At 66.7% G+C, this 22,409-nt stretch carries 21 protein-coding genes; 8 read left to right on the plus strand and 13 right to left on the minus strand.

Annotated features, from left to right (window positions below):
* Positions 1 to 40: 40 nt before the first annotated feature.
* The 5 genes from C7443_RS08395 to gshB are packed head-to-tail and all read right to left on the minus strand — an operon-like array spanning position 41 to position 3,831.
* Complete coding sequence (locus C7443_RS08395; RefSeq protein WP_110018152.1) at positions 41 to 931, minus strand: energy transducer TonB; 891 nt, start codon at positions 929 to 931, stop codon at positions 41 to 43.
* Positions 928 to 1,470, minus strand: coding sequence for a Gx transporter family protein (locus C7443_RS08400; RefSeq protein WP_342774218.1), 543 nt, complete (start codon positions 1,468 to 1,470; stop codon positions 928 to 930). Before C7443_RS08400 ends, C7443_RS08395 begins: the two co-directional genes overlap by 4 nt.
* Positions 1,471 to 1,484: 14 nt before the next feature.
* Entirely contained in the window at positions 1,485 to 1,844 is a 360-nt protein-coding gene (locus C7443_RS08405) for a NusG domain II-containing protein (protein WP_110018153.1), read from the minus strand.
* Positions 1,841 to 2,887 carry an FAD:protein FMN transferase gene (locus C7443_RS08410; RefSeq protein WP_110018154.1) on the minus strand — a complete coding sequence of 349 codons (1,047 nt, stop codon included), beginning with the start codon at positions 2,885 to 2,887 and terminating at the stop codon, positions 1,841 to 1,843. The genes C7443_RS08405 and C7443_RS08410 overlap by 4 nt, the downstream gene beginning before the upstream one ends.
* Complete coding sequence (gene gshB / locus C7443_RS08415; RefSeq protein WP_110018155.1) at positions 2,884 to 3,831, minus strand: glutathione synthase; 948 nt, start codon at positions 3,829 to 3,831, stop codon at positions 2,884 to 2,886. The genes C7443_RS08410 and gshB overlap by 4 nt, the downstream gene beginning before the upstream one ends.
* A 283-nt stretch (positions 3,832 to 4,114) precedes the next feature.
* On the opposite strand from gshB, the gene C7443_RS08420 reads away from it, so the two are divergent.
* The 6 genes from C7443_RS08420 (at position 4,115) to C7443_RS08445 (ending at position 13,360) form a co-directional block, all read left to right on the plus strand.
* Positions 4,115 to 4,474: a response regulator gene (locus C7443_RS08420; protein ID WP_110018353.1), complete on the plus strand. Its 360-nt coding sequence runs from the start codon at positions 4,115 to 4,117 to the stop codon at positions 4,472 to 4,474.
* Between the two features lie 70 nt (positions 4,475 to 4,544).
* Positions 4,545 to 4,916, plus strand: a complete 372-nt coding sequence (locus C7443_RS08425; RefSeq protein WP_110018156.1) for a response regulator — start codon at positions 4,545 to 4,547, stop codon at positions 4,914 to 4,916.
* A 14-nt stretch (positions 4,917 to 4,930) separates the two neighbouring features.
* Positions 4,931 to 5,470, plus strand: coding sequence for a chemotaxis protein CheW (locus tag C7443_RS08430; RefSeq protein ID WP_110018157.1), 540 nt, complete (start codon positions 4,931 to 4,933; stop codon positions 5,468 to 5,470).
* Positions 5,471 to 5,537: 67 nt separating this feature from the next.
* A complete protein-coding gene (locus C7443_RS08435; RefSeq protein ID WP_110018158.1) occupies positions 5,538 to 7,595 on the plus strand; it encodes a methyl-accepting chemotaxis protein in 2,058 nt (685 codons plus the stop codon).
* Between the two features lie 27 nt (positions 7,596 to 7,622).
* A complete protein-coding gene (locus tag C7443_RS08440) occupies positions 7,623 to 12,908 on the plus strand; it encodes a hybrid sensor histidine kinase/response regulator (RefSeq protein ID WP_110018159.1) in 5,286 nt (1,761 codons plus the stop codon).
* Positions 12,905 to 13,360: a chemotaxis protein CheW gene (locus tag C7443_RS08445; RefSeq protein WP_110018160.1), complete on the plus strand. Its 456-nt coding sequence runs from the start codon at positions 12,905 to 12,907 to the stop codon at positions 13,358 to 13,360. Before C7443_RS08440 ends, C7443_RS08445 begins: the two co-directional genes overlap by 4 nt.
* A 13-nt stretch (positions 13,361 to 13,373) precedes the next feature.
* Here the strand turns inward: C7443_RS08445 and C7443_RS08450 are convergent, their stop codons facing one another.
* Both C7443_RS08450 and C7443_RS08455 read right to left on the minus strand, forming a co-directional pair.
* A complete protein-coding gene (locus C7443_RS08450) occupies positions 13,374 to 15,440 on the minus strand; it encodes a thioredoxin domain-containing protein (protein ID WP_110018161.1) in 2,067 nt (688 codons plus the stop codon).
* Between the two features lie 12 nt (positions 15,441 to 15,452).
* On the minus strand, positions 15,453 to 16,019 hold the full coding sequence (locus C7443_RS08455; RefSeq protein ID WP_110018162.1) for an FHA domain-containing protein: 567 nt from the start codon (positions 16,017 to 16,019) through the stop codon (positions 15,453 to 15,455).
* Positions 16,020 to 16,172: 153 nt separating this feature from the next.
* On the opposite strand from C7443_RS08455, the gene C7443_RS08460 reads away from it, so the two are divergent.
* Both C7443_RS08460 and C7443_RS08465 read left to right on the plus strand, forming a co-directional pair.
* On the plus strand, positions 16,173 to 17,381 hold the full coding sequence (locus tag C7443_RS08460; protein ID WP_110018163.1) for a class I SAM-dependent rRNA methyltransferase: 1,209 nt from the start codon (positions 16,173 to 16,175) through the stop codon (positions 17,379 to 17,381).
* A gap of 9 nt (positions 17,382 to 17,390) precedes the next feature.
* The gene (locus tag C7443_RS08465; RefSeq protein WP_110018164.1) at positions 17,391 to 18,185 is read left to right on the plus strand and encodes a thymidylate synthase; all 795 of its coding nucleotides are present in this window, start codon (positions 17,391 to 17,393) and stop codon (positions 18,183 to 18,185) included.
* Between the two features lie 124 nt (positions 18,186 to 18,309).
* Here C7443_RS08465 and C7443_RS08470 read toward each other — a convergent pair whose 3' ends face one another.
* The 6 genes from C7443_RS08470 to C7443_RS08495 form a co-directional block, all read right to left on the minus strand.
* Complete coding sequence (locus C7443_RS08470) at positions 18,310 to 18,777, minus strand: hypothetical protein (RefSeq protein ID WP_110018165.1); 468 nt, start codon at positions 18,775 to 18,777, stop codon at positions 18,310 to 18,312.
* A gap of 12 nt (positions 18,778 to 18,789) precedes the next feature.
* Entirely contained in the window at positions 18,790 to 19,569 is a 780-nt protein-coding gene (locus tag C7443_RS08475) for a DUF2092 domain-containing protein (RefSeq protein WP_110018166.1), read from the minus strand.
* 487 nt (positions 19,570 to 20,056) lie between these two features.
* Complete coding sequence (locus C7443_RS08480) at positions 20,057 to 20,542, minus strand: dihydrofolate reductase (RefSeq protein WP_110018167.1); 486 nt, start codon at positions 20,540 to 20,542, stop codon at positions 20,057 to 20,059.
* A gap of 16 nt (positions 20,543 to 20,558) precedes the next feature.
* Positions 20,559 to 20,852 (minus strand): Lrp/AsnC family transcriptional regulator, encoded by a 294-nt coding sequence (locus tag C7443_RS08485; RefSeq protein WP_425467074.1) that lies wholly within the window; start codon positions 20,850 to 20,852, stop codon positions 20,559 to 20,561.
* A gap of 20 nt (positions 20,853 to 20,872) precedes the next feature.
* Complete coding sequence (locus tag C7443_RS08490) at positions 20,873 to 21,721, minus strand: symmetrical bis(5'-nucleosyl)-tetraphosphatase (protein ID WP_110018169.1); 849 nt, start codon at positions 21,719 to 21,721, stop codon at positions 20,873 to 20,875.
* A 56-nt stretch (positions 21,722 to 21,777) separates the two neighbouring features.
* Complete coding sequence (locus tag C7443_RS08495) at positions 21,778 to 22,407, minus strand: class I SAM-dependent methyltransferase (RefSeq protein WP_110018170.1); 630 nt, start codon at positions 22,405 to 22,407, stop codon at positions 21,778 to 21,780.
* Between the last annotated feature and the right edge of the window lie 2 nt (positions 22,408 to 22,409).

Consider the following 22,409-nt stretch of genomic DNA (forward strand, 5'->3'; position numbering starts at 1 on the left):
CAAGTATCGTGGGCGCTCGGGGGCAACACAAGGCGGGGACTCAGCGCGCGCGCAGCTGCGCGCCCTGCAGAAACTGCCAGCCACGGGTGATCACCAGCGTGTCGTAGCGCCGACGCAGGGCCTCCGGGAACGGCGCATACGGCGCACCGAGCTCGACGATGCGGCGGGCACCCTCATCAAGCGCCGGGATGCCCGAAGAGCGCAGCACGGTGATCTCGCGCACGCTGCCATTGGCGGCGATCACGACCGCCAGCGTCAGGCTGCCGGTGAGGTTGCGCCGGCGGGCCTCATCCGGGAAGTTCAGTGCGCCGATGCGTTCGACCTTGGCCACCCAGGCGGCGGCGTAATAGCCCTCCAGTGACGAGGCATCGTTCGGGTCGGCACGCTTGCTGCGTCCGCGGCTGGAGCTCGGCGGTACCGGCGCGCTGTTCTGCACCATGTCGATGCCGGAACCCATCAGCTCCGCGGCGCTCAGGGCGCGTGGTGCCCGTACTGGCGGCGCGGGACGCGGCGGTGCTGCTTCCTCCTGCGGGCGCGGCGGCGAAGGGCGTGGCAGGGGCTTGGCGACGGGCGGCGGCGCCTGAACCTGCGCCGCGGGCGCGGGTTTGTGTGCGTGGCTGACGATTTCGCTGGGGCTTGGCGCTGGTCGCGGGGTGACCTCCGGTGCCGGCGGTTCGGGGGGCGCAGCGGGTGTCGGCGGTGGTGTCTGAGGCGGGTGGACGGTGGTGTGCTGTTCGCCCAGCGGGCGATTGGCCTCGGTGGTCCCGGCGCGCTCGACCAGTTCGACGTTGAAGGACAGGACCGGCTCGAACGGGGGCGTCGGCGTACTGAAACGCACGCCGAGCAGCACGGCGACATGCAGCAGCGCGGCGAGGATCAGGGTCGCAGCCAAGCGCTGTTCGGGCTGGTCGCGGAGCGCTTGCGTGGTCATCGGCCGGGTCCCGTGGCGGTGCGCTGTACGGCTTCGCTGATGATGCCGCCGGCAAGCCCGGTGACGACCGCGGCCGTCATCAGCACCGGCAGCAGCGCCAGCAGCGCCGCATGTGGAATCAGCAAGGTGTAGGCAAGGGTGAATTGTGCCGCCATGTGCGCCTGCGCGGCGAGCAGCGACAGTCCGACCGGGCCGAAGCGGCCGCAGGCGTGCGCCGGTGCCAGCACCAGCAGCGCACTGGCGGCGCCAGCGGCCGACAGCAGGAAGGTCGGCGACAGGAAGGTGCCGAGCAGCAGGCTCGACACCAGCACGCGCAGCACGGCGACCCAGGCAGCGGCCCGCCAGCCGTGGCGGGCGAGCACCAGCTGGACGACGACGTTGGCGAGGCCGGGCTTGATGCCGGGCAGCGGACTGGGCAGCGTGGCCTCGATCAGGTGGATCGCGATCGCCAGCGCGGCGTAGCGCGCGACCAGACGGTCCTCGGCACTGACCGGCAGTTCGAGTTCACGGGCCCCGGCGGCCTGGCGTATGCCGTTCACGTCGCCGCCACGCACTAGTAGCTGACGCTGTCGAAGCGCCGGTCTCGACCGAGCACTTCGATGCTGACGCGGTTGGGCAGGTTGACCGCCGAGTCACCGCTCGCCGACAGCCAGCCGGCGCGCTCGCACAGGTGGCGCGGTCCGGGTGAACTGACGCAGCGCACACGCCCGTCGGCCACCTCGACGACCGTGACGCCGGCCGGCCCCTTGACGTCGTAGCGGTGGTTTTCGAACAGTGACACGCGCAGGACCTCCTGGCCGTCGACGGTGACGCGGGCCTCCTGCGGTTGCGTGTCGCGGCCCCACAGCTGCACGTACAGCGGTACCAGCGCTGCGAACGACAGGGCGATGAGGCAGCGATCGGCGGTGGTCATGGCGCGGCGGTAACCTCGACCGGCGGCGCCGGTTCGATCTCCCACTTCAGGCGTGCGGACAGGGCGGGCGTGATCTCGACGCGGCCCGACTCATCGACACGCAGCGCCTGCGTGATGCCCAGGCGGTGGGCGAGTTCGAGCCATTTCGCCGGGCCGGCGATCATCAGCGGCTTGCCGGCGATGTCGGCCAGCTCGGCGGTGGGTGCCAGCACCGTCACGGCGGTGGTGCCGATCGATGGAAAGCCGCTGCGCGGATCGAGGATGTGGTGGTAGCGCACGCCATGCCACTCGAAAAAGCGCTCGTAGTCGCCGGAGGTGGCGACGGACTCGTCACCGCTCAGCTCGATCGACGCCAGCACGCCGGGGCCGCGCGGGTTGCGGATGCCGATGCGCCAGGGCTGGCCGCCCTTGCTGCCGATCGCACGCAGGTTGCCGCCGGCGTTGACGATGGCGTTCTGGATGCCATGGGCGCGCAGGTAATCGATCGCGCGATCGACGGCGTAGCCCTTGAGGCCACCGAAGTCGAGTGCGACCGCCGGATTGGTCGAGCGGACGCGGTCGCCGTCGACGATGATGTCGTCGACACTCGGCTGCTTGCGCAGCAGCTCCATGATCGCCGCCTGCGACGGCGGTGGGCCGTCCGGGCGTTCGTCGGCATGGAAGCCCCACAGCTCGATCAGACGGCCGATGGCGGGGTTGAACAGTCCCTCGCTGGCGTGTGCCGCGGCACGGGCGTGTTCGAGCATCGTCAGCAGGTCCGGCGTCAGCGTCGCCTCGCGGCCCTCGGCAAATGCCTGGTTGGCACGCGACAGCGGCGAGTCGAGCCAGGCGTGCCACTCCTGGTGCCAGCGCTGGAACAGCGTCTGCAGATCCTCGAACGCAGCCCGCGCGTCCCGCGGCGAAACGCCCCAGGTGGTGATGTCGATGACCGTGCCCATCGCCAGGATGCGTGTGGTCTGCAGGGGGTCCGGTTTTTCGCAGGCGGCGAGCAGACAGGCGAGCAGCATCGCGAGCAGGCCGTGCAGCGGCTTGCGCAGCCTCATGCCAGACGGGCCTCGATCGCGCGCATCAGATCGGCGCCGATGTCGAGACCGAACTGCTTGTCGAGTTCGCGTGCGCAGGTCGGGCTGGTGACGTTGATCTCGGTAAGGTAATCACCGATGACGTCGAGACCGACGAACATCAGGCCCCGTTCACGCAGACTGGTGGCTACTTGCGTGCATATCCAGCGATCGTGTTCGCTCAGCGGCTGGCCGACACCGCGTCCGCCGGCAGCCAGATTGCCGCGGCTTTCGCCGGCGGCGGGGATACGGGCGAGCGCATAGGGCACGGGCTCGCCATCGATCAGCAGGATGCGTTTGTCACCGGCGTTGATCTCGGGGATGAAGCGCTGTGCCAGTGCGCTGCGCCGGCCGCGTTCGGTCAGCGTTTCGAGGATGACGTTGAGGTTGGCGTCGTCGGCGCGCACGCGGAAGATGCTGGCTCCGCCCATGCCGTCGAGCGGTTTGAGCACCGCATCGCCCTGTTCGACGACGAATGCCTTCAGGCGCGCCATGTCGCGGCTGGCCAGCGTCGGCGGACAGCACTGCGGGAACCACGCGGTGAAGAGCTTCTCGTTGGCGTCGCGCAGCGATTGCGGGCGGTTGACGATCAGCGTGCCTTCAGCTTCCGCGCGTTCAAGCAGGTACGTGGTGTATACGTACTCCATGTCGAATGGCGGATCCTTGCGCATCAGGATGACGTCGAGTTCAGCAAGTGGCCGTTCCTGTGCTTCACTGAGCGTGAACCAGTCCTGCGCATCGTCGCGGACGCTGAGCAGGCGGCTGCGGCCGAAGGCTCGGCCGTCGCGCAGGTACAGGTCAGCCTGTTCGAAGTAATGCAGCACCCAGCCGCGCGCCTGGGCGGCGAGCAGGATGGCGAGCGTGGTGTCTTTTTTGACGGTGATGGTGGCGATGGGGTCCATCACCACGCCGAGATGTCTGTTCATGGCGGATTCACCGGTGGGCTGGCCGGCTGTGCGGCCGGGCGTTCCAGTGCAAAAGGAATTCGGGTATGGTCAGCGTCCCGTGCAGGGTCGTTGGTTGGTTCGGGCTGTTGCGTCGACGGGGGGAGCCGTTGTCCGCGGAGCGGCATGATAACGGAAGTCAGTCGAGCTGACGGCGGGCGGGGACGGCAGGGATTCCGGGTCGCATCCGCTGCCCAGTCGTGGTTGGGTACGGGGGAGCGAGCAGGTGGATGCAGGCGGTAGTGCGAATTCCGCGATCAAAGTCATGGTCGTCGACGACAGTCGCACCATCAGACGTACGGCAGAGACCTTGTTGGAGCGCGAAGGTTTCATCGTGATCACCGCAGACGACGGATTCGAGGCATTGGCCAAGATTGTCGACGGCGAGCCCGATATCGTGTTCCTCGACATCATGATGCCCCGGCTCGATGGTTATCAGACCTGCGCAGTGATCAAGAGCAACGCCCGGTTTCGGGCCACGCCCGTGATCATGTTGTCGAGCAAGGACGGTATTTTCGACAAAGCCCGAGGCAAGCTGGCGGGCTCCGAACAGTTCATCACCAAACCCTTCACGCGCGAGGATCTGCTGGATGCCATCCAGCAGCATGTCCACGTCACACGCTGAGCATGCCGTGATCTGGTCCTGCGCGATGGACGCCAGCTGCCGCTACCGGGGACGCACATGGAATATCACGATGGCCCGTATCCTCATCATTGACGATTCACCCACCGAAATCTTTGCGCTCACGCGGATTCTCGAGGGGCGCGGGCACCAGATCACCAGCGCCTGCAATGCCGAAGAGGGCATCGCCAGGGCACATAGCGAGAAGCCCGACCTGATCCTGATGGATGTCGTCATGCCCGGCATGAACGGCTTTCAGGCTACGCGCAAGCTCGCCAAGTCCCCTGAGACCGCGCACATCCCGATCATCATGGTGACGACCAAGGATCAGGAAACCGATCGCATCTGGGGGCTGCGCCAGGGGGCGCAGGAGTACATCGTCAAGCCGCCGTCGGAGGCCGAGCTGCTCGGCAAGGTCGACGTGCTGCTCTCCAGAGCCCACTGAGCGGGCGCGCCGCGATGTCCGCAGCCGTTCATCCTTTCGATCAGTTGCTCGATCTGGCTCAACGCGGCGCGCGCGAGTTCGGCAGGGCCCATGCGACGCAGGAGCACAGCGGTGCGGCGGCGGCACTGGCGCTGCGGGTCGGCAGCCGGCGTCTGCTGTTTCGCCTCGCGGAAGCCGGCGAGATCGTGCCGACCCCGGCCCTGACCAAGGTGCCCGGCGTGCAGCCCTGGCTGCTCGGCATTGCCAGCCTGCGCGGTCGCATCGTCTCGGTCGTCGATCTCAATGTGTTTTTCGGCGGGCGGCGCAGCGTGTCCAGTCCGCGCAGCCGCGTCATCGTCGTTGGCAGCGGCGAGACGCGCTACGGGCTGCTCGTCGACGAAGTCATTGGTATGCGTCCCACCCCCGCCGGGGGGCGGCTCGAAAGCCTGCCGGAATCTGGCGAGGGAATCGAATCCTATTTGCGCGGAGCGTTCGCCATCGATGGGGCGGCGTGGCTGGAGTTCGATGTCGGACGCCTGCTGGCCGATCCCCGTTTCATGAGTGCAGCCCTCTAAACCGTTTGCGTGGCGATCCGGCGCAGCACCGGTGCCGGTCGTCTCCACAGGGAGCAAGAGTGAGAAAATGAGCGAACCCCGCACCCCGACAGCATCGTCCGCCGGTTCGTCGCGCTACCTGATCTATGGCGTGTTGTTGCTGGCCGCGGTCGTCTTGATGGCGGCGACGCTGTTTGTCGTGGCCCGACACGCGTCGGGTATCGCCGCCGACATCGGTCTGGTGTCCGAGCAACGCCTGCTGGCCCGCGGATTCACGGCGCTCGCGCTGGAAGCGGTGCAGGGGCATGAGGATTCCTACCGTCGTCTGGCCGCCGCCCGCGATCGTTTCGATCAATCGCTGGCCGCCCTGCAGCAGGGTGGTGACGAGGCGCCTGTGGTGCCTGCCGAGGCGGGCGGGTCGCTGAGCGCGCTGGCTCAGCGCTGGCAGACGCTGCGTGGCCCGATCGGTAACGTCCTGCAGGCGCAGGCGGCGATCATGGCGGTGCGCCAGCAGCAGGCGGGGCTCGATGAACTGATGCCGCAGCTGCAGAAGTTTGCCGACGATCTGGCCAATGCGGCCGTCGACGGTGGTGTCGCTCCACGGCTGATGCAGATGAGCACGCGTCTGACGGCATTGCTGCCGCGTATCCAGTACGGACTCGCCGTGCTGATGCGCGGTGAGGCCGGCTCGGCGCTCGCAGCCGATCATCTGTCGCGCGATCTCGCCCAGTTCACGCGCACCGTACGCAGCCTGCAGGCTGCCGACATGCGCGCCGGCATGTCGCCGGCGATGCTCTCGGCACTCGGTGAGCTGGCTGGCCTGAGCAGCAAGCTCGAAGTCACCGTCGGTGGCGTGCTTGCCCAGGCGCCCGATCTGTTCCAGGCACAGGATGCGGCCCAGACGGTGCTCGGGCGCAGTGCCGAGCTTGCCAACGCCGCCAACGAGTTGCTGGCGGTATTGCAGGGGCTCGAAGGCAATGCCCGTGTGGCCGGTGTTCCACTCAATTACCCGGTGGCTGCCGTGTTCGGTGGTCTGGCTTTCGTGCTGCTGGTGGTGATCCTGCGTAAACAGACGGTCGAGGGGCATGACCGTCTGCTGGATGCCGAAGCCCGCAAGCTGCTCACCGAGGAACAGAACCGGCGTAACCAGGAGGCGATCCTGCGCCTGCTCGACGAGATGGGCGATCTCGCCGAGGGTGACCTGACGGTGCAGGCCAGCGTCACCGAGGACATCACCGGTGCGATCGCTGACTCGATCAACTACGCGATCGAGGCTTTGCGTGACCTCGTCGCCACGATCAACGATACCTCGGCGCGTGTGGCGGCGGCGTCGGAGGAAACCCGCGCGATCGCTGATCGTCTGGCCACGGCCTCGCAGGAGCAGGCCGCTCAGGTCGAAAGCGCCGGCAGCACCATCGCACAGATGGCGCGATCGCTCGACGATGTTTCCGGCAAGACGGCTGCGTCGGCCGAGGTCGCGCAGCAGTCCGCACAGCGTGCCCGCGAGGGTGGCGAGCGCGTGCGGCGCACGATCCAGGGCATGGACGCGATTCGCGAGCACATCCAGGAAACCGCTAAGCGCATCAAGCGGCTCGGTGAGTCCTCGCAGGAAATCGGCGATATCATCGAGCTGATCAACGACATCGCCGACCAGACCAACATCCTCGCGCTGAACGCCGCGATCCAGGCTTCTGCGGCCGGCGAGGCCGGGCGCGGTTTCGCCGTCGTCGCCGACGAGGTGCAGCGCCTCGCCGAGCGCTCGGGCCACGCCACCAAGCGTATCGAATCGCTGGTCAAGACCATTCAGGCCGATACCAACGAAGCGGTCATCTCGATGGAAAAGAGCACCACTGAGGTGGTCAATGGTGCCGGCCTTGCTGAAACCGCCGGTGAGTCCCTGACCGAGATCGAAAGCGTGTCGGCTCGCCTGGCCGAGCTGATCGATGACATCTCGCACGCCACCGCGGAAGTGTCGACGATGGCCACGCGCGTCGCCGGCATGATGGGCTCGATCAACGCGATCACGGCCGAGACCGCTGAAGGCAGTTCGGATACGGCGCGTGCCATCGGCGACCTGAGTTCGCTGGCGCGGGATTTGCGCCAGTCAGTCGCCGGCTTCCGTCTGCCTGGCCAGGAATCCGCCTGAGCCGCGCCCTGCGCGTCGGAGACACGCATGACAGTTCGCTTCGCCGACAGGCCGCTCGATTCGGTGGCGGCCGAATTGGGGGCCACACTCGCCCAGGTCCAGAGCGCTCTGGAGCGCTACTGCGAAGCTCCGCAGGCGTCTGCCGCGGCGCTCGCGGACGTCGTTGATGGTCTGCAGCATCTGAGCGCGGTGTGCAGCGCGCTCGAATTGTCGGCGCTGGCCACGCAGATCGGAGCGCTGCATGACCTTGGTCTGCGTTTGCAAGTCGATGCCGGCAGTGAGGCGGAGGAGCTGCGTGAGCATCTGCTGGAGCAGGTGCTCGGCCTCGGGCGGCAGCTTGCCTGGCTGCGTTATGGCGCCGATCTGCCGGGCGCGGCCAGTGCACCGCCGCATGCCGATGACACCCGTTTGCGCGAGGTGGCCGATGAGCTGAGGCCGGTGCTGCAGCGCACGTTGCTGGGCATGCTGCGGGGCGTCGGTCTTGCCCATCACCTCGAACAGCTGGTTGAGGTCTTGGCACGGATCAAGGATGCCTGCGGCGGTGGCCCGGACTACGAGCTGTGGTGGCGGGCTCAGGGCTTCGGTGAGGTGTTGCGCGATGCCGGTGTCCCGCCTTTGCGTGCCCAGCACCTGCTGCTGCGTGAGCTCGATCAGCGTCTTCGGCTGCTCGCTCAATACGGCGAGGACGGCGCCTCGACGGCTGCGATCGAGGAGCTGAGCACGCGCCTCGACACCGTGCTCGGTGAAACGGCGGTCGGCCGTGCTTGGCTGAACAACCGCATCGACTATCAGCCGGGGGGCAGCGGAGTCACGGAGGGGGCTCTGATCGGCAGTGTGCTGACCGATCCCGACACACTGCGCACCATCGGCGCCCTGCTCGGCGACATGCTGGGGTTGGCGAAGGGGGCGATCGAGACCCGTACGCGTACCGGCATGGCAGACGCCGCGGGTCTGCGTGACGAGCTCGCTGAATTACGTGATGCCGCCAATGTGCTGACTCTGATCGGCATGGAAGCGCCGGCGGCGTTGCTGCAGCAATGGCTGTCGCGTCTCGATCAGATGATCGAAAGCGCTCAGCCGTTGGTCGAGGACACCCTGCTCGCCCTTGCCCGCGACCTGGTCCTGGTCGAGAACAGCGTCGAGGGCATCGTCGATCTGGCCTATGCGCCGCCGCTGGCGCCTGGTCAGGATCCCTTCGAAGCCATTCATTCGCTGGATGCACAACATGCCCGTGCTTCGGTCGCCCGGGCGGCCTCGGAGCTGATGCAGCAGGCGCGCGAGCAGGTCGACCTGCAATTGCGCGGTGATGCCAGTACCGCAGTGTGGCATGAAGTCGGTGCCGTGCTCGGCCGGGTCGCCGGTGTCGTGACGATGCTTGAGGTGCCTGCGGCGGCGCGGTTGCTGCATCAGCTGCAGTACGCCATCCATTGCGCGGAGCATGAGTCGGGGCGCCTCGATCAGGCGATTTTCCCGTCGACCGTGGCCGAGGCGATGGTCGTTGGCGAGTACTTTTTTGATCGTCTGGCCCAGGGGCAGCACACCGCGCCCGATACCCTAGACAATGCCTGTGAGGCGCTGGTCGAGGTTTGTGGTGTGGCTCCTGACTGGCCGGCGGCCGGTGTGCAAGTCACCTCGATCGAACCCGCAACGGTCGTTGCACCGCAAACGCTTGCCGAGCCGGTCGCGGAGCAGGCGCTTCCTGCCGAAGAGGAGATGCCTTCTGCCGTCGTTGACGAGGGCTCATTGCCCGAAGTCATCGAGTTAGCACCGTTCGCGCCGTCCCTGTCGCCATCCGCGCCGTCTGTGGAGGCGCCGCACGGTGATTTGCCGGCTACCGTCGAGCCTGCGACCGAACCTGACTGGGGGAGCGGAGCGCCGGTCGAGGTCAGCGAACTCGACGAGTTGCCGGAGGAATTCCGGCACGTGCTGGCGGAGCGTCAGTCGGCATCGATCGAGCCCGCAGCGGAGCCCGTGGAGCCGACTGCGCCCGATTTGCCGGAGGTGGCTGAGGTGGCTGAGGAGCCGGCCACCGTTGTCGTACCGGACGGCATCGATCCGGAACTGCACGACATTTTCCTCGAAGAGGCGGGCGGCGAGTTCGAGTCCGTGCGCGAGATGCTGGCTGCGCTCGCGCTCAAGGCGGACGATCTGGAGAATCTGCGCACCCTGCGTCGCGCCTTCCATACGCTCAAGGGCGGTGCGCGCATGGTGGGTGAGACCGTTGCCGGCGAATTTGCCTGGTCGGTCGAACATCTGCTCAACCGCGTGCTCGACAGCCGCTCGCCACCCACACCCCTGGTGCTTGAGCTGACGGCTGAAGCGGCTGCAGCGCTTTCGAGCTGGTTGCTGAAAGGCAAACGCACGCCGGGTGCCAGAGCGTTGCTGGAGACGCTGGGCGGGCGTATCGACGAGCTGGCTGAGCGGATTCGCAGCGGCGAGGCTGAGGCTGCTCCGCAGCCGCCGGTTGCCCCGGAGATGGTCGAGCCTGCCGTCGTGGTGGCTGCGGAGGAACCGGCGGTCGTCGAACCCATGGCCGAACCAGTCACTGAGCCCGCACCGGTGCTGGTTGAACCGATCGCCATGGTTGAGCCCGGGGCGGCCGTTGCCGCACCGCCGGCTCCCGCTCCGACGGAGCCGCCGGCCGAGACGCCGGCCTGGCTCGAAGCCTTGTTGCTGGTGCTCGATGATTGCCGGGAGGGCAGCACGAGTTCACGCGACGCGATGGTGCTCGCCCTTGAGGATGCCCTGCGCAATGCGCCTCCGCTGGTGGAGCGTCTGGCGCAGATGCTCAAGGGATATCTGACGCAGTTGCAGGCGCTCGGTCGTGGCCTGGACGCCAATGACATCCTGCTGTGTGAGGATTGCGTCGGCGCATTCGAAGTGATGCTGCGTAATCGCACGCCGGACATGGGAGATTTTGAATCCCTGCTGCAGGCCATCGCCAAGCGTGCCGCCGCCCTCAGCGCCGCACCGGCACTGGTGTCGCCGAGCACGGTGATCGATCGCGAGCTGGCGGCAGTATTTTTGGCCGAGGCGGCGGATATTCTCGATGCCGCCGACGTGACGCTGGCGCGCTGGCGTCAGGATCGCAGCAGCAGTGCCCTGCTCAATGACCTGCGCCGCGAGATGCATACGCTCAAGGGCAGTTCGCGGATGGCCGGGTTCACGCAGATCGGCGATCTCGCGCATGCCACGGAGTTCCTGCTCGATGCCTGTGCCAGCGGGCGGGCGGAGCCGACCGACATTTTCGCTGACGGACTGCAGCATGCGCTCGACCGCTTCAGCGAAATGGTGGCGCGCATCGAGGCGGGCGGCATACCGCAGCCGGCCGAGGGCCTGATCCGCGATCTGCAGGAAATTCTTGAGCAGGGCAGCGTGTCGAGTCATCCGAGCACCGAGGCGGCGCACGCCGAACCGGTCGAGATGCCGATGCAGACTGGGGCTGCACATGCCGGTTCGGAGTCGGTGCGTGTCTCCAGCACCCTGCTCGACAACCTCGTCAACCAGATGGGCGAGAGCAGTATCTTCCGCGCCCGCATCGAACAGGGTGTGTCGGCGTTCCGCTTCAACCTGGGCGAGCTGGAGCAGATCGCCTCGCGCCTGCGTGCGCAGATGCGCCGTCTGGAGATCGAGACCGAAGCACAGATTCTGTTCCGCTTCGACCGCGGCGGTGTCGATCCGAATGCCGACTTCGACCCGCTGGAGCTGGACCGTTTCTCCGAGCTGCAGCAGCTGTCCCGTCAGCTGCTCGAAGCGGTCGAGGATCTGACCAACATCCAGAGCGTGCTCGTCGAGCAGAGTACCGACATCGGCACGCTGCTCGAACAGCAGGGCAAGGTCGACCGCGAACTACAGCAGGGTCTGATGCAGACGCGTGTCGTGCGCTTCGAGACCATCGTGCCGCGTCTGCGTCGCGTCGTGCGCCAGGCGGCCGAGGAAACTGGCAAGCAGGTCGATCTGCAACTGCGCGGTGCCGAGGCCGAGCTGGAGCGCAATCTGCTGGAAGCGCTGGTGGCGCCGCTGGAGCACATGCTGCGCAATGCCGTGTCACACGGTATCGAGCTGCCCGAGGAGCGGCAGGCTGCCGGCAAGGAGGAAGGCGGCACGATCACCATTACGCTGCGCCGCGAGGGGGCCGAGATCCTGCTGACCGTCGCTGACGATGGCCGGGGCCTCGACTATCAGGCGATCCGTGCCGCCGCCGAGCGCCGCGGTCTGCTCGAACCCGGTGCTCCGGCATCTGATGTCGAGCTGGCCAATCTGCTGCTGCTGCCGGGCTTTTCCACGGCGAAGTCGATCACGCAGCTGTCGGGACGCGGCGTCGGTCTCGACGTGCTTGCCAGTGCGATTTCGGCGGTGCGCGGTGCGCTCAGCATCCAGTCGCAGACCGGACTGGGCGCCACCTTCCAGTTGCGCCTGCCGTTCTCGCTGTCGGTGACACAGGCACTGCTGGTTCGCGCCGGTGACGAGGTCTACGCCGTGCCGCTGCTGTCGGTCGAGGCGATCAGCCGACTCGGTGCCCGAGAGTTTCGCGAGTATCTGGCAGGCTCGCCGGTCGAGCACGAGTACACCGGTGACGGCTTCGCCGTACACAGCCTGGCGGCAGTGTTCGGTGGTACGCCGCCGTCGGCGACGACTGCCGAGTCGCGGCCGCCGGTGCTGCTGTTCCGCTCCGCGGATACTCGCGCGGCGATGCAGGTGGACACCGTGATCGGTCGCCAGGAAATCATCGTCAAGCCGGTCGGCCCGCAGCTGGCCAAGGTGCCCGGCATTTCCGGGGCGACGGTGCTGTCTGATGGCCGCGTGGTCGTCATCCTTGATATGCCGGTGCTGGTGCGCAGTCTGGTGTCGGCGACGCGGCGGGCGCAGGAAGCAGCAACGCTGCGCGCGGCGCGGCTCGGCGACGAAGGCCAACCGGCCTCGGTGCTGGTGGTTGATGATTCGATCACGATGCGCAAGGTGGCGGCACGTATCCTCGAACGGCAGGGCATCACCGTGCAGCTGGCGAAGGACGGCGTCGACGCGATCGAACAGCTCGACACTTTCATGCCGGATCTGATCATGCTCGACATCGAAATGCCGCGCATGGACGGCTTCGAACTGCTGGCGCACATCCGTAACCAGTCGCGGCTGCGTCACCTGCCGGTGGTGATGATCACCTCGCGTACCGGTGACAAACATCGCGAGCGCGCCAACCGGCTCGGTGTCAGTGCCTACCTCGGTAAGCCGTACCAGGAGGAGCAGCTGCTCGATGTGTTGCGCCAGGTGCTTGGCGCGCGGGCGCTGCGTGATGGGGGAGGAGAGCCGGCATGAGCGAACAGGAACTGCGCTGCCTGGTCATCGGCGTGGCGGGCGGTCGCCTGATCGCGCCGGGTTCGCTGGTGATCGAGGTGCTGCCCTATGCGCAGCCCTTACGCGTGCAGAACGCCCCCGGGTGGGTGCTCGGCAGTCTGTTGTGGCGGGCACGCACGATTCCGCTGCTCGGTGTAGAACCGCTGCTGCTTGGGCGGGAAACCGAGCCGGGTGTGCGCTCGCGTATCGTCGTGCTGAAGACGCCGAGCGAGCGTGTCGAGTATCTCGGTTTCGTTGCTCAGGAAGTGCCACAGCTGACTCTTGTCACGCGTGAGCATTTGCGGGCCGATGACGACACGCCCTGTCCGCAGGGCATGTTGCGCGCTGTGCTGTGGCAGGGTGGACGTACCTATATCCCGGATTTCGACTGGTTCTGCACTGAGCTGGCGGCACTCGGTATCTATCGCAGCTGAGCGGTGTTGTGTTTCAGGGCTGGCTGACGCTCAGTGCGGCAGTGAAGGCGTCGAAATCGGTCAGCGGCTCATCGCAGTGCGCGCCACGACAGATCTGCGCGCAGACGGCGGCCGACTGTATCCGCGGAGCTTGCAATACCGCCGGCAGCGCAGCGTTTGCGTCGCCGATGGCGAACACGCAGCGCCGTGCCGCCGGCTGGCGCACGGCGAATTCCCACCATGACCGGCATGCCGCTGCCTCGCCGTGGAGGCGTACCTGCAGGGCCGGCTGGCAATATTCCTCCAGCGCGGTCAGCAGCGTGGCGCAGCTCAGCGGCTGGGTTTCGAGTGCCGGCCAGGCCCATTCGAGAATGCGTTCCGCACTGCGCAGGTAGCGCGGCTGGCCGAGCAGGTGGCCGAGCTGCAGCAGGCAGCGTGCGGTGATGCCGTTAGCCGACGGCAGGGTTTCGTCGTGCAGCGGTTTGGGGCGTGCCGGCAGCGGTTCGGCGTCGTGCGGGCTGAAGTAGCAGCCGCCGGCGTCTCGATCCTCGAACTGGTCGAGCAGGCGATCGGCGAGCGCGACGGTGAAGCCGAGCGTTTCCGCATTCCAGCGGCACTGCAGCAGTTCCAGGCTGGCGTCGAGCAGGAAGGCATAGTCGTCAAGGAAGGCCGCCTGATAGGCCTGGCCGTGCCGGCGTACGGCATAGAGTCGGCCGTTACGCCAGGCCTCACCGCGCAGCTGCGCGTGCAGTTTCGTCGCCAGTTCGATCCAGTCTTCACGTGCCAGCAGGCGGCCGCTGCGTGCCAGTGCGCTGATCGCCAGCGCATTCCATGCCGTCAGCTGTTTGTCATCGCGTGCCGGTGGCGATCGCCGGGCGCGGGCCGTCAGCAGCTGCATGCGGGCGTGCGCCAGGCGCGTCGCCACGGTGGGGGGATCAAGGCCGAATGTGGTGGCCAGTTCCGCCGTCGAGCGGCGTTGACGCACATGCCAGACGCCTTCGAAGTTGGCCGGAGCGTCCAGTCCCCAGCAGGCGGCGGCGAGCGCGTAGTGTTCGGCATCGAGCCCGGCGGCGCGGGCGCTTTCGGGTGTCCACAGGTAGTAGCGGCCTTCCCCACCGTCGCTGTCCGCATCGAGCGTCGCACACAAACCGCCGGCCGCAAGCAGCTCGCGTTGCAGAAAGTCGACGCTGCGTTCGAGCGTATCACTCAGCTCGGGGCATAGCTGGCTGGCGACGGCGTCGGCGAGCAGCGGGATCAGCAGCGCCTGGTCATAGAGCATTTTTTCGAAGTGGGGGATTTCCCAGCGGGCATCGACCGAGTAGCGGAAAAAGCCGCCGCCGATCTGGTCGCAGAGGCCGCCGAAACACATGCCTCGCAGCGTGCGTCGCAAACTGTCTTCTACCTCGACGTCGACCGTGCCGGCGCAACGGGCGTCGTAGGCGATGCGCTGCAGGCGGGCAAGCAGGTTGGCCTGTGGAAATTTCGGTGCTGATCCGAAGCCGCCGTTGAGCGGGTCGACGGCGCGCAGCAGCGCGGGGCGCAGAGCGGCGAGCGGTGCCGGTGTCAGGTGCGGGCGATCGCTGGGCGCGCTGGCCGCGATGGTGTGCAGTGCGGCTGCCAGCTGCGCATTCTGCGTGCGGATGAGTTCCGGACGCTGCTGCCAGAAGGTATGTATCCGTTCGAGCAGCTCGCCAAAACCCGGCAGGCCGTGGCGTGGCGACTTCGGCAGGTAGGTGCCGCAAAAGAATGGCAGCAGGTCATCGGGTGTCAGCACGACGGTCAACGGCCAGCCACCGGGGCGGCCATTGAGCAGCTGGTGGGCCTGCTGGTAAATGCGATCGAGGTCTGGGCGTTCCTCGCGATCGACCTTGATGCAGATGAACAGGCGATTCATCCGCTCGGCAATCCCTGCGTCGGCGAATGACTCGTGGGCCATCACGTGGCACCAGTGGCAGGCGGCGTAACCGATCGACAGCAGGATCGGGCGCTGTTCGGTGCGTGCCCGTGCCAGGGCTTCGCTGCCCCAGGGATACCAGTCGACCGGGTCGGCGGCGTGCTGTTGCAGATAGGGGCTGGCGGCGGCCTGCAGGCGATTGGCCATGCAGTGCGGGGGTCAGCCGAGGCTGAAGGCGACGCCAGCCACGATCAGCGCCACCACTGCGCCGGCCGCCACGCCCCAGAGCCATACCGGTGTGCCCTGGCGGGCCGGCGTTTGCGATGCGTTCAGTGCGGATCTGGGGTCGGGCAATGCACCAGGCACCTCGAAGCGAAAGCGCGCGACGTGGATGGCGATTTCGTCCCCGTTGCTGAGCAGGGCTTCGCGTACCTGCTGGCCGTTGACGAAAGTGCCGTTCGAGGAGCCCAGGTCATACAGGCGCACACCATCGGCCGCCGCATCGAGGCGCACATGGTGGCGCGAAACCTCCGGGTACGGCAGGACGATGTCGCAGTAAGCGTCGCGGCCGATCAGGGTCTTGTCGCGCACCTGATACTGCTTGCCGAAGATCTCGCCGCTGACGCCGCGCAGCAGACCGCGCAGCGGAGTGCGGTTGGGCGTGGGGGCGGGCGCTTCGCCGCTGTTTTTCAGGCTGGGACGGATGATAGTGGCATCGGCATCGGGTGGCGTCTGGTTCATCGTGACCTCCGTGGTGTCGGATCCTGCAATAAAGGATGACAGCATTGTGGCGAATGCGGAGGAATAATGCTGTGCTGGCCGCAGTTTACCTCGCCGGCGTGACGGTTTACGCTGCCGGCTTTTTTCGTTCGCCGCCGTTCGCCAAAGCGCCGTGCATCATGCCGGCAGGCGGGGACAGTCCGTTGTCGGAGCCGAGTCATGAGTTTGTCGTCCACCCCCAGTTTTGCCCCCCTGCGCTTGAAAAAGAACGAGGAGCGCCGCCTGCGTGCCGGCCACCTCTGGGTCTACAGCAATGAAGTGGACACGGCGGTGACGCCACTTGCCGGCTTCGAGCCGGGGCAGCCGGTGGAGGTGCAGGCACATAACGGCAAGCCGCTCGGTACCGGCTACATCAATCCGCATTCGCTGATTTGCGCCCGCCTAGTCAGCCGCGATCCTGCGCATCCGTTGTCGGATTCGCTGCTGGTGCATCGTCTGAAAGTTGCTCTCGGCCTGCGCGAGCGTCTGTATCCGGGGCCGTTCTATCGCCTGGTGCACGGCGAGGGTGATGGCCTGCCGGGACTGATCGTCGACCGCTTCGGCGATGTCGTCGTCGTGCAGATCACCACCGCCGGCATGGAGCGGATGAAGGATGGCGTCATCGCCGCGCTCGACAAGGTTCTCAAGCCTGTCGGCATCCTGCTGCGCAACGACACCGCCAGCCGCAAGCTCGAAGAGCTCGACAGCTACGTCGAGCCGATCGGCCAGGTGCCGGAGGTGATCGAGCTGAGCGAAAACGGTGTGCGTCATCTGGCGCCGCTGCTCGGCGGCCAGAAGACCGGCTGGTTCTACGATCAGCAGGACAATCGCGCGCGCATGTTCAAGTACGTGCGCGGCGCGCGCGTGCTCGACGTGTTCAGCTACGTCGGCGGCTGGGGCATCCAGGCGGCCATGCACGGCGCCGAGTCGGTGATGTGCATCGACAGCTCGGCGCCGGCGCTGGAGCACGCGCATGCCGCGGCCGAACTCAACGGCATCGCCGAGCGCTTCAGCTCGCTGGAAGGCGATGCCTTCGAGGCGCTGAAAGCGCTGCGTCAGGAGCGCGAACGCTTCGATGTCATCGTCTGTGATCCGCCGGCCTTCGTGAAGCGGCGCAAGGATTTCAAGGAAGGTGCGCTCGCTTACCGTCGCATCAACGAGCTGGCGATGAGTCTGCTGGAGCGTGACGGCATCCTGATTTCCTGCTCGTGCTCGCACCACATGGCGCGTGAGTCACTGGCCGAAACGCTGCTCGCCGCCTCGCGCCATCTCGATCGCTCGCTGGTATTCCTGGAGCAGGGACGGCAGGGGCCGGATCACCCGGTGCCGCCGGCGATCCCGGAGACCGAATACCTGAAAGCCTTCTTCAGCCGCGTGCTGCCAGCCTGAGAGACGCTCATGCGCCAGTACCTCGAACTGCTGCGTCAGGTCTGCGAGCACGGTACCGACAAGGCTGACCGCACCGGTACCGGCACGCGCTCGCTGTTCGGCCATCAGATGCGCTTCGATCTTGCTGCCGGCTTCCCGCTGGTGACGACGAAGAAGGTGCACATGAAGTCGATCGTCGTCGAGCTGCTGTGGTTTCTGCGCGGCGACACCAACATCGGCTACCTGCACCAGCACGGCGTCAGCATCTGGGACGAATGGGCCGATGCCAGCGGCGATCTCGGCCCGGTCTACGGCGCGCAGTGGCGCAGCTGGCCGACGGCCGACGGTCGCCATGTCGACCAGATCGCCGAGGTCGTCAGCCAGCTGAAAAACACCCCGGATTCGCGGCGCATCATCGTCAGTGCCTGGAACGTCGGCGAGCTGGAGCACATGGCCCTGCCGCCGTGCCACGCGCTGTTCCAGTTCTACGTAGCCGACGGCCGCCTGTCCTGTCAGCTCTATCAGCGCTCGGCGGATCTGTTCCTCGGTGTGCCGTTCAACATCGCCAGCTACGCGCTGCTGACGCTGCTGCTGGCGCAGGTCTGCGGCTACACGCCCGGCGAGTTCATCTGGACCGGTGGTGACTGCCACATCTACTCGAACCACTCCGAGCAGGTGAGCACCCAGCTGGCACGCGAGCCCCGCGCGTTGCCCCGCGTGGTCCTGAACCCTGACGTCCGTGACCTGTTTGCGTTCACGCCGGACGACATCCGGCTCGAAGACTACGATCCGCACCCGCTGATCAGGGCGCCCGTCGCGGTTTAGCGCCGGGGCTGCTCGCGGCAGATGCATTGCACCTGCCGCGAGTGCCTGGCTGCAACGGCCGCCGCCGCATCGCCGAAGCGACGTTCACCCGGGGTGACGATCGCTGCGGCGAGGTTGGCGGCGCTTAGTACGGTGCGGTGACGACGATGTACTGCGTGCCCTGCGGCTGGTACCAGACGCTGCCGCACTGCTGATAGAACATGCCACGGTAATTGATCGGCACACAGCTCGGCGGCAGGGTGCGCACGATCGAGCCGATGACTGCCGACGTGACGGCGACCGTCGCGGTGACCGCGGCGGCCGTGGCGACCGGGTGGTAATCGTAGTCCCAGCCGCCATGGCAGCAGCCGCCGCGATTGTCGACATGCACGTCGCGGTTGACGTTGACATTGCGGTTGATGTTGACGTTGTTGACGCTGGTGCCGCGCACGCTGTTGACGCGCATGTCGCGCATGCCGTCATTGGCGCGCATCCCGCCGCCGCCGTTGAAACGGCCGCCTCCACGTGCCTCCGCCACCGGCGCCAGCGCGACACCGCTCAGTGTGAAAACCGCCAGCGCGGCCGCCAGTGTCCTGCCGAAAGAAGCTTTCATGTGGGCGCTCCCTTATTGTTTGTCCACGGTGTGGAATTCGACAGCGACCCCGTCCTTCGGTGGTTTGAAGGTGAACTCGGTCTCCTTGAACGTCGGCTTCAGGTTCCATTCGATCAGCGATACCGACTGCGGGCGTGCCTCGTCGGCACGGTTGGTGATCACCAGCTTGCGCGGCAGCGGCTTGTCACCGTTCAGGATCCAGATCTGCCAGTCGATGTCGCCCTGGCGAAAGGCATAGTGGTCGCAGAGATCGTCGCCGATGAAATCCTGGCCGGCGTTCATCGCCGATTCGATGCCATCGGTCGGCGCCGCCTCGGTCCCCCAGAGGAACAGATCGGACAACGGAAGCTCGATGCCGTAGCGCTGTTCCATCTTGCTCACCAGCGTCGCCAGCGTGCCGCTGAATTCAGCCGTCGAGTAGTACTTCTGCTGCGGCGCGTAGAGCGTGACCTGCTTGCCGTCATAGAAGATCTCACGCTGCGAGCGCGCGGTGGCGAGGTTCGCGTACAGTTTGTCGGGCCGCACGACGTCGATGTCGGCATGCGCCTCGTGCTGCAGTTTCTGCCCGTCGGCGAGGACCCGCTCGCCGGTGAGCGAGTTGGTGATCTGGAAGCGTTTCAGCGTCTGCAGAAAGGCACCCATGTTCTTGAGCGCCTTGATCGAGGCAGGATCGACGGCATTCTCCATCGCCGGTTGCTGCGGCGCTGCCGGTGCCGTGTCTTCGGCGTGACCGGCAGAGGCCGTGAGCGCCAGGGCCAGCCACAGCGCTGTGACAAGTGTCTTGGTGTTCATCACGTTGCTCAACTTGATGTCCCTTTGATGGCAAGCCATTGAATGGCAAAACGCCCGCGCAGTGTCCCGTGCAGACATGACAGTCGGTTCGTCCGTTGGACTGAAACCGTGGCAGCTTTTGACAGTGCTTCGCTTTCGATCACGCCAAGTGCCTCAAGCGCCGAGCCGCCACTTACCCGCCACGTTGACCAGCCAGCAGCCGTCGCGGCGTGCCGGTGCATGGTGTTGGCTGGCATTGATCGACGGACGACGTCGGCCCGACCGCAGTGAGTGTAGGTGCCTGGTTCTGCCGCGTTCCCTGATCTGCTGCAATTACAGGGACTGATCATCGAGGCGGTGGTCGCGCGGGGACGGCGCGCGCCGGTCGGGTCGGCGCTTGCATGCGCCCTGCGATTGCCGCGGGCGCCTGAGCGATGGCGACGGGCATCGATGCACGCGCCGCGGGAGTGCCGGGGGCAGGTGTACCGGGACGGCGTCGGGCGGTGCCTCATGCCGCTCGGGGCAGGCGCTCCAACGTCACGAAGTCGAATGCTGCTGCGTGTCGAGCATCGGCTGGGTGGTGCTCGCGGTGGGTTTCGCACCACTGGGTTTTATCGAGCAGCGGGAAATACACGTCGCCGGCCGGTGCAGCGTCGACCTCGGTCAGATACAGCCGCTGGGCGTGCGGCAGGCCGAGGGCGAACAGCTCGGCACCGCCGATCAGCATGACTTCGTTGGCCTCATGCGCCAGCATCAGCGCTGCATCGAGCGAGCCGACGACGCTTGCGCCGACGGCGCTGAACGCCGGGTTGCGGCTGACGACGATGTTGTGCCGTCCCGGCAGCGGCCGGCCGAGTGATTCCCAGGTCTTGCGCCCCATGACGATCGGCTTGCCGAGCGTCAGGCGTTTGAAGTGCGCCAGATCGTCCGGCAGTCGCCAGGGCAGGTCGTTGTCGCGGCCGATGACACCGTTGCGGCCGGCGGCGACGATCATCGACAACGACACGGTTTCAGCCCGCTTCTTCGTTGCCGATTGCGAACATGTCGTCGAGATCGTGCTTGGAGTGCACGCGAAACGCGACGTGGGTCTGTGAGTCGCGAATGCCGTCGACCTTGAGCATGTGGTGCGTGACGACGTCGGCCAGTTCGTCGTTGCTGCCGACGCGGATGATCGCCGCCAGATCATGGATGCCGGCCAGCGAATAGACCTCGGTGATGCCGGGCAGCGCAGCGAGCGCTTCAGCGACTTCGTTGATGCGACCCTTCTCGGTGTTCAGCAGCACCAGTGCGGTGACCATTGTCATGCCTTCCTCGGAATCCGGTATCAAATGCCTTTGTCGGCGTGATTCTTGACCTTGCGCATCGCCGCGCAGTCGACGCAGCACGGCGCTTCATTGGCATCGAGCCGCAGGGCCGTCAGATGCTGACCCCAGATGCAGCCCGAGTCGAGAGCATAGATGCCGGGCGCACGATAGTAGCCGAGTGCTGCCCAGTGGCCGGTGATGATGTTGAGGCTGGCATTGCGGCGCCAGCCGATCTGGAACCAGGGCACCAGCCCGGCCGGCTGGCTGCCGGGCGGGCCTTTCTGATCGTGGCACAGCGAGCCGTCGGGGCCGACGAAGCGCATGCGCGTCATGGTGTTGACGATGCAGCGCAGGCGTTCGTGGCCCTGCAGCTCGTCGCGCCAGATACGCGGTTCCGAGCCGAACATGTGCGCGAGAAAGTCTTGCAGCCCGGGGCCGCGCAATACGGCTTCGACTTCACGGCCGCAGGCCAGCGCGGTGTCGAGATCCCACAAAGGCGACAGGCCGGCGTGCACCATCGTGTAGCCGAGTTTCGCATCGTGGTGAATCATCGGCAGACTGCGCACCCAATCGAGCAGCTCCTGCGCGTCCGGGGCGTCGAGTACGTCGTGGAAGGTGTCTTTCTTGCCCGGTTTGACGTGCCCGGCCGCCACGGCGAGCAGAGTCAGGTCGTGGTTGCCGAGCACGCTGATCGCCGCATCGCCCAGTTGGCGCACGAAGCGCAGCGTTTCGACCGACTGCGGACCGCGGTTGACCAGATCGCCGGTCAGCCACAGGCGATCCTTCGCCGGGTCGAACTTCAGTTTGTCGAGCAGACGGCGCATGGGCTCGAAGCAGCCCTGCACGTCACCGATCGCGTAGACGGCCATGGAAACGGACTCCGGAAGAGACGCAGGCAGCGAAGCGGCAGCGATGTCGCTTCGCTTTATGTTGTGCTGCAGCATGCATCAGGCAGTTGTTCCTTTTCCAGTACGAAACGGCGAAACCAGCCACCGGCAAGCGCCGGGTCATCGTGCAGCACACGCAATTCCGGCGGTCGGATCGTTTCGAACACCACGTCGGTGTGGCTGGCGAAGCGCGCGAACAGCGGGCTGACCAGGCGGCGCAGCGGTGCGCGCTGGTTCGGGCGCAGAAACTTGTCGAGCAGCAGCAGCCGTCCGCCCGGCCGCAATACGCGTGCGACCTCGGCGAGGGCGCGGGCGGGGTCGGGTACCACGGCGATGATCAGATGCGCGACGACGGCATCGACGCTGGCGGCCGGCAGTTCGAGCGCCTGGGCATCGCCAACGGCGAGTTCGAGTCTGAGTTCGGCGCGGGCCGCCGCGCGCGGGCGGGCGCGTTCGAGCATCGCCGGCGTCAGGTCGATGCCGCGATAGAGCGGACCGGCGGGCAGCCATGGGATGTCGAGCCCGGTGCCGATGCCGAGGATCAGCACCGAGCCGCCGGCCGGCACCGCGAGGCGGGCCAGACTGGCGCGGCGCGCCGGCTCGGTCGCCCGCGCCACGAGCCGGTCGTAGAGCGGAGCGAACAGCGTGTAGCTTGCCCGCAGGCTCATCG

Origin of the sequence: Plasticicumulans acidivorans (assembly GCF_003182095.1) — a bacterium.
Classification (GTDB): domain Bacteria; phylum Pseudomonadota; class Gammaproteobacteria; order Competibacterales; family Competibacteraceae; genus Plasticicumulans; species Plasticicumulans acidivorans.

Excerpts from the sequence above, each read along its gene's own strand:
- C7443_RS08395 (WP_110018152.1), bottom strand. The coding sequence starts at position 931 with ATGACCACGCAAGCGCTCCGCGACCAGCCCGAACAGCGCTTGGCTGCG.
- C7443_RS08405 (WP_110018153.1), bottom strand. The coding sequence starts at position 1,844 with ATGACCACCGCCGATCGCTGCCTCATCGCCCTGTCGTTCGCAGCGCTG.
- C7443_RS08410 (WP_110018154.1), bottom strand. The coding sequence starts at position 2,887 with ATGAGGCTGCGCAAGCCGCTGCACGGCCTGCTCGCGATGCTGCTCGCC.
- gshB (WP_110018155.1), bottom strand. The coding sequence starts at position 3,831 with ATGAACAGACATCTCGGCGTGGTGATGGACCCCATCGCCACCATCACC.
- C7443_RS08420 (WP_110018353.1), top strand. The coding sequence starts at position 4,115 with ATGGTCGTCGACGACAGTCGCACCATCAGACGTACGGCAGAGACCTTG.
- C7443_RS08425 (WP_110018156.1), top strand. The coding sequence starts at position 4,545 with ATGGCCCGTATCCTCATCATTGACGATTCACCCACCGAAATCTTTGCG.
- C7443_RS08430 (WP_110018157.1), top strand. The coding sequence starts at position 4,931 with ATGTCCGCAGCCGTTCATCCTTTCGATCAGTTGCTCGATCTGGCTCAA.
- C7443_RS08435 (WP_110018158.1), top strand. The coding sequence starts at position 5,538 with ATGAGCGAACCCCGCACCCCGACAGCATCGTCCGCCGGTTCGTCGCGC.
- C7443_RS08440 (WP_110018159.1), top strand. The coding sequence starts at position 7,623 with ATGACAGTTCGCTTCGCCGACAGGCCGCTCGATTCGGTGGCGGCCGAA.
- C7443_RS08445 (WP_110018160.1), top strand. The coding sequence starts at position 12,905 with ATGAGCGAACAGGAACTGCGCTGCCTGGTCATCGGCGTGGCGGGCGGT.
- C7443_RS08450 (WP_110018161.1), bottom strand. The coding sequence starts at position 15,440 with ATGGCCAATCGCCTGCAGGCCGCCGCCAGCCCCTATCTGCAACAGCAC.
- C7443_RS08455 (WP_110018162.1), bottom strand. The coding sequence starts at position 16,019 with ATGCTGTCATCCTTTATTGCAGGATCCGACACCACGGAGGTCACGATG.
- C7443_RS08460 (WP_110018163.1), top strand. The coding sequence starts at position 16,173 with ATGAGTTTGTCGTCCACCCCCAGTTTTGCCCCCCTGCGCTTGAAAAAG.
- C7443_RS08465 (WP_110018164.1), top strand. The coding sequence starts at position 17,391 with ATGCGCCAGTACCTCGAACTGCTGCGTCAGGTCTGCGAGCACGGTACC.
- C7443_RS08470 (WP_110018165.1), bottom strand. The coding sequence starts at position 18,777 with ATGAAAGCTTCTTTCGGCAGGACACTGGCGGCCGCGCTGGCGGTTTTC.
- C7443_RS08475 (WP_110018166.1), bottom strand. The coding sequence starts at position 19,569 with ATGAACACCAAGACACTTGTCACAGCGCTGTGGCTGGCCCTGGCGCTC.
- C7443_RS08480 (WP_110018167.1), bottom strand. The coding sequence starts at position 20,542 with ATGATCGTCGCCGCCGGCCGCAACGGTGTCATCGGCCGCGACAACGAC.
- C7443_RS08485 (WP_425467074.1), bottom strand. The coding sequence starts at position 20,852 with ATGACAATGGTCACCGCACTGGTGCTGCTGAACACCGAGAAGGGTCGC.
- C7443_RS08490 (WP_110018169.1), bottom strand. The coding sequence starts at position 21,721 with ATGGCCGTCTACGCGATCGGTGACGTGCAGGGCTGCTTCGAGCCCATG.
- C7443_RS08495 (WP_110018170.1), bottom strand. The coding sequence starts at position 22,407 with ATGAGCCTGCGGGCAAGCTACACGCTGTTCGCTCCGCTCTACGACCGG.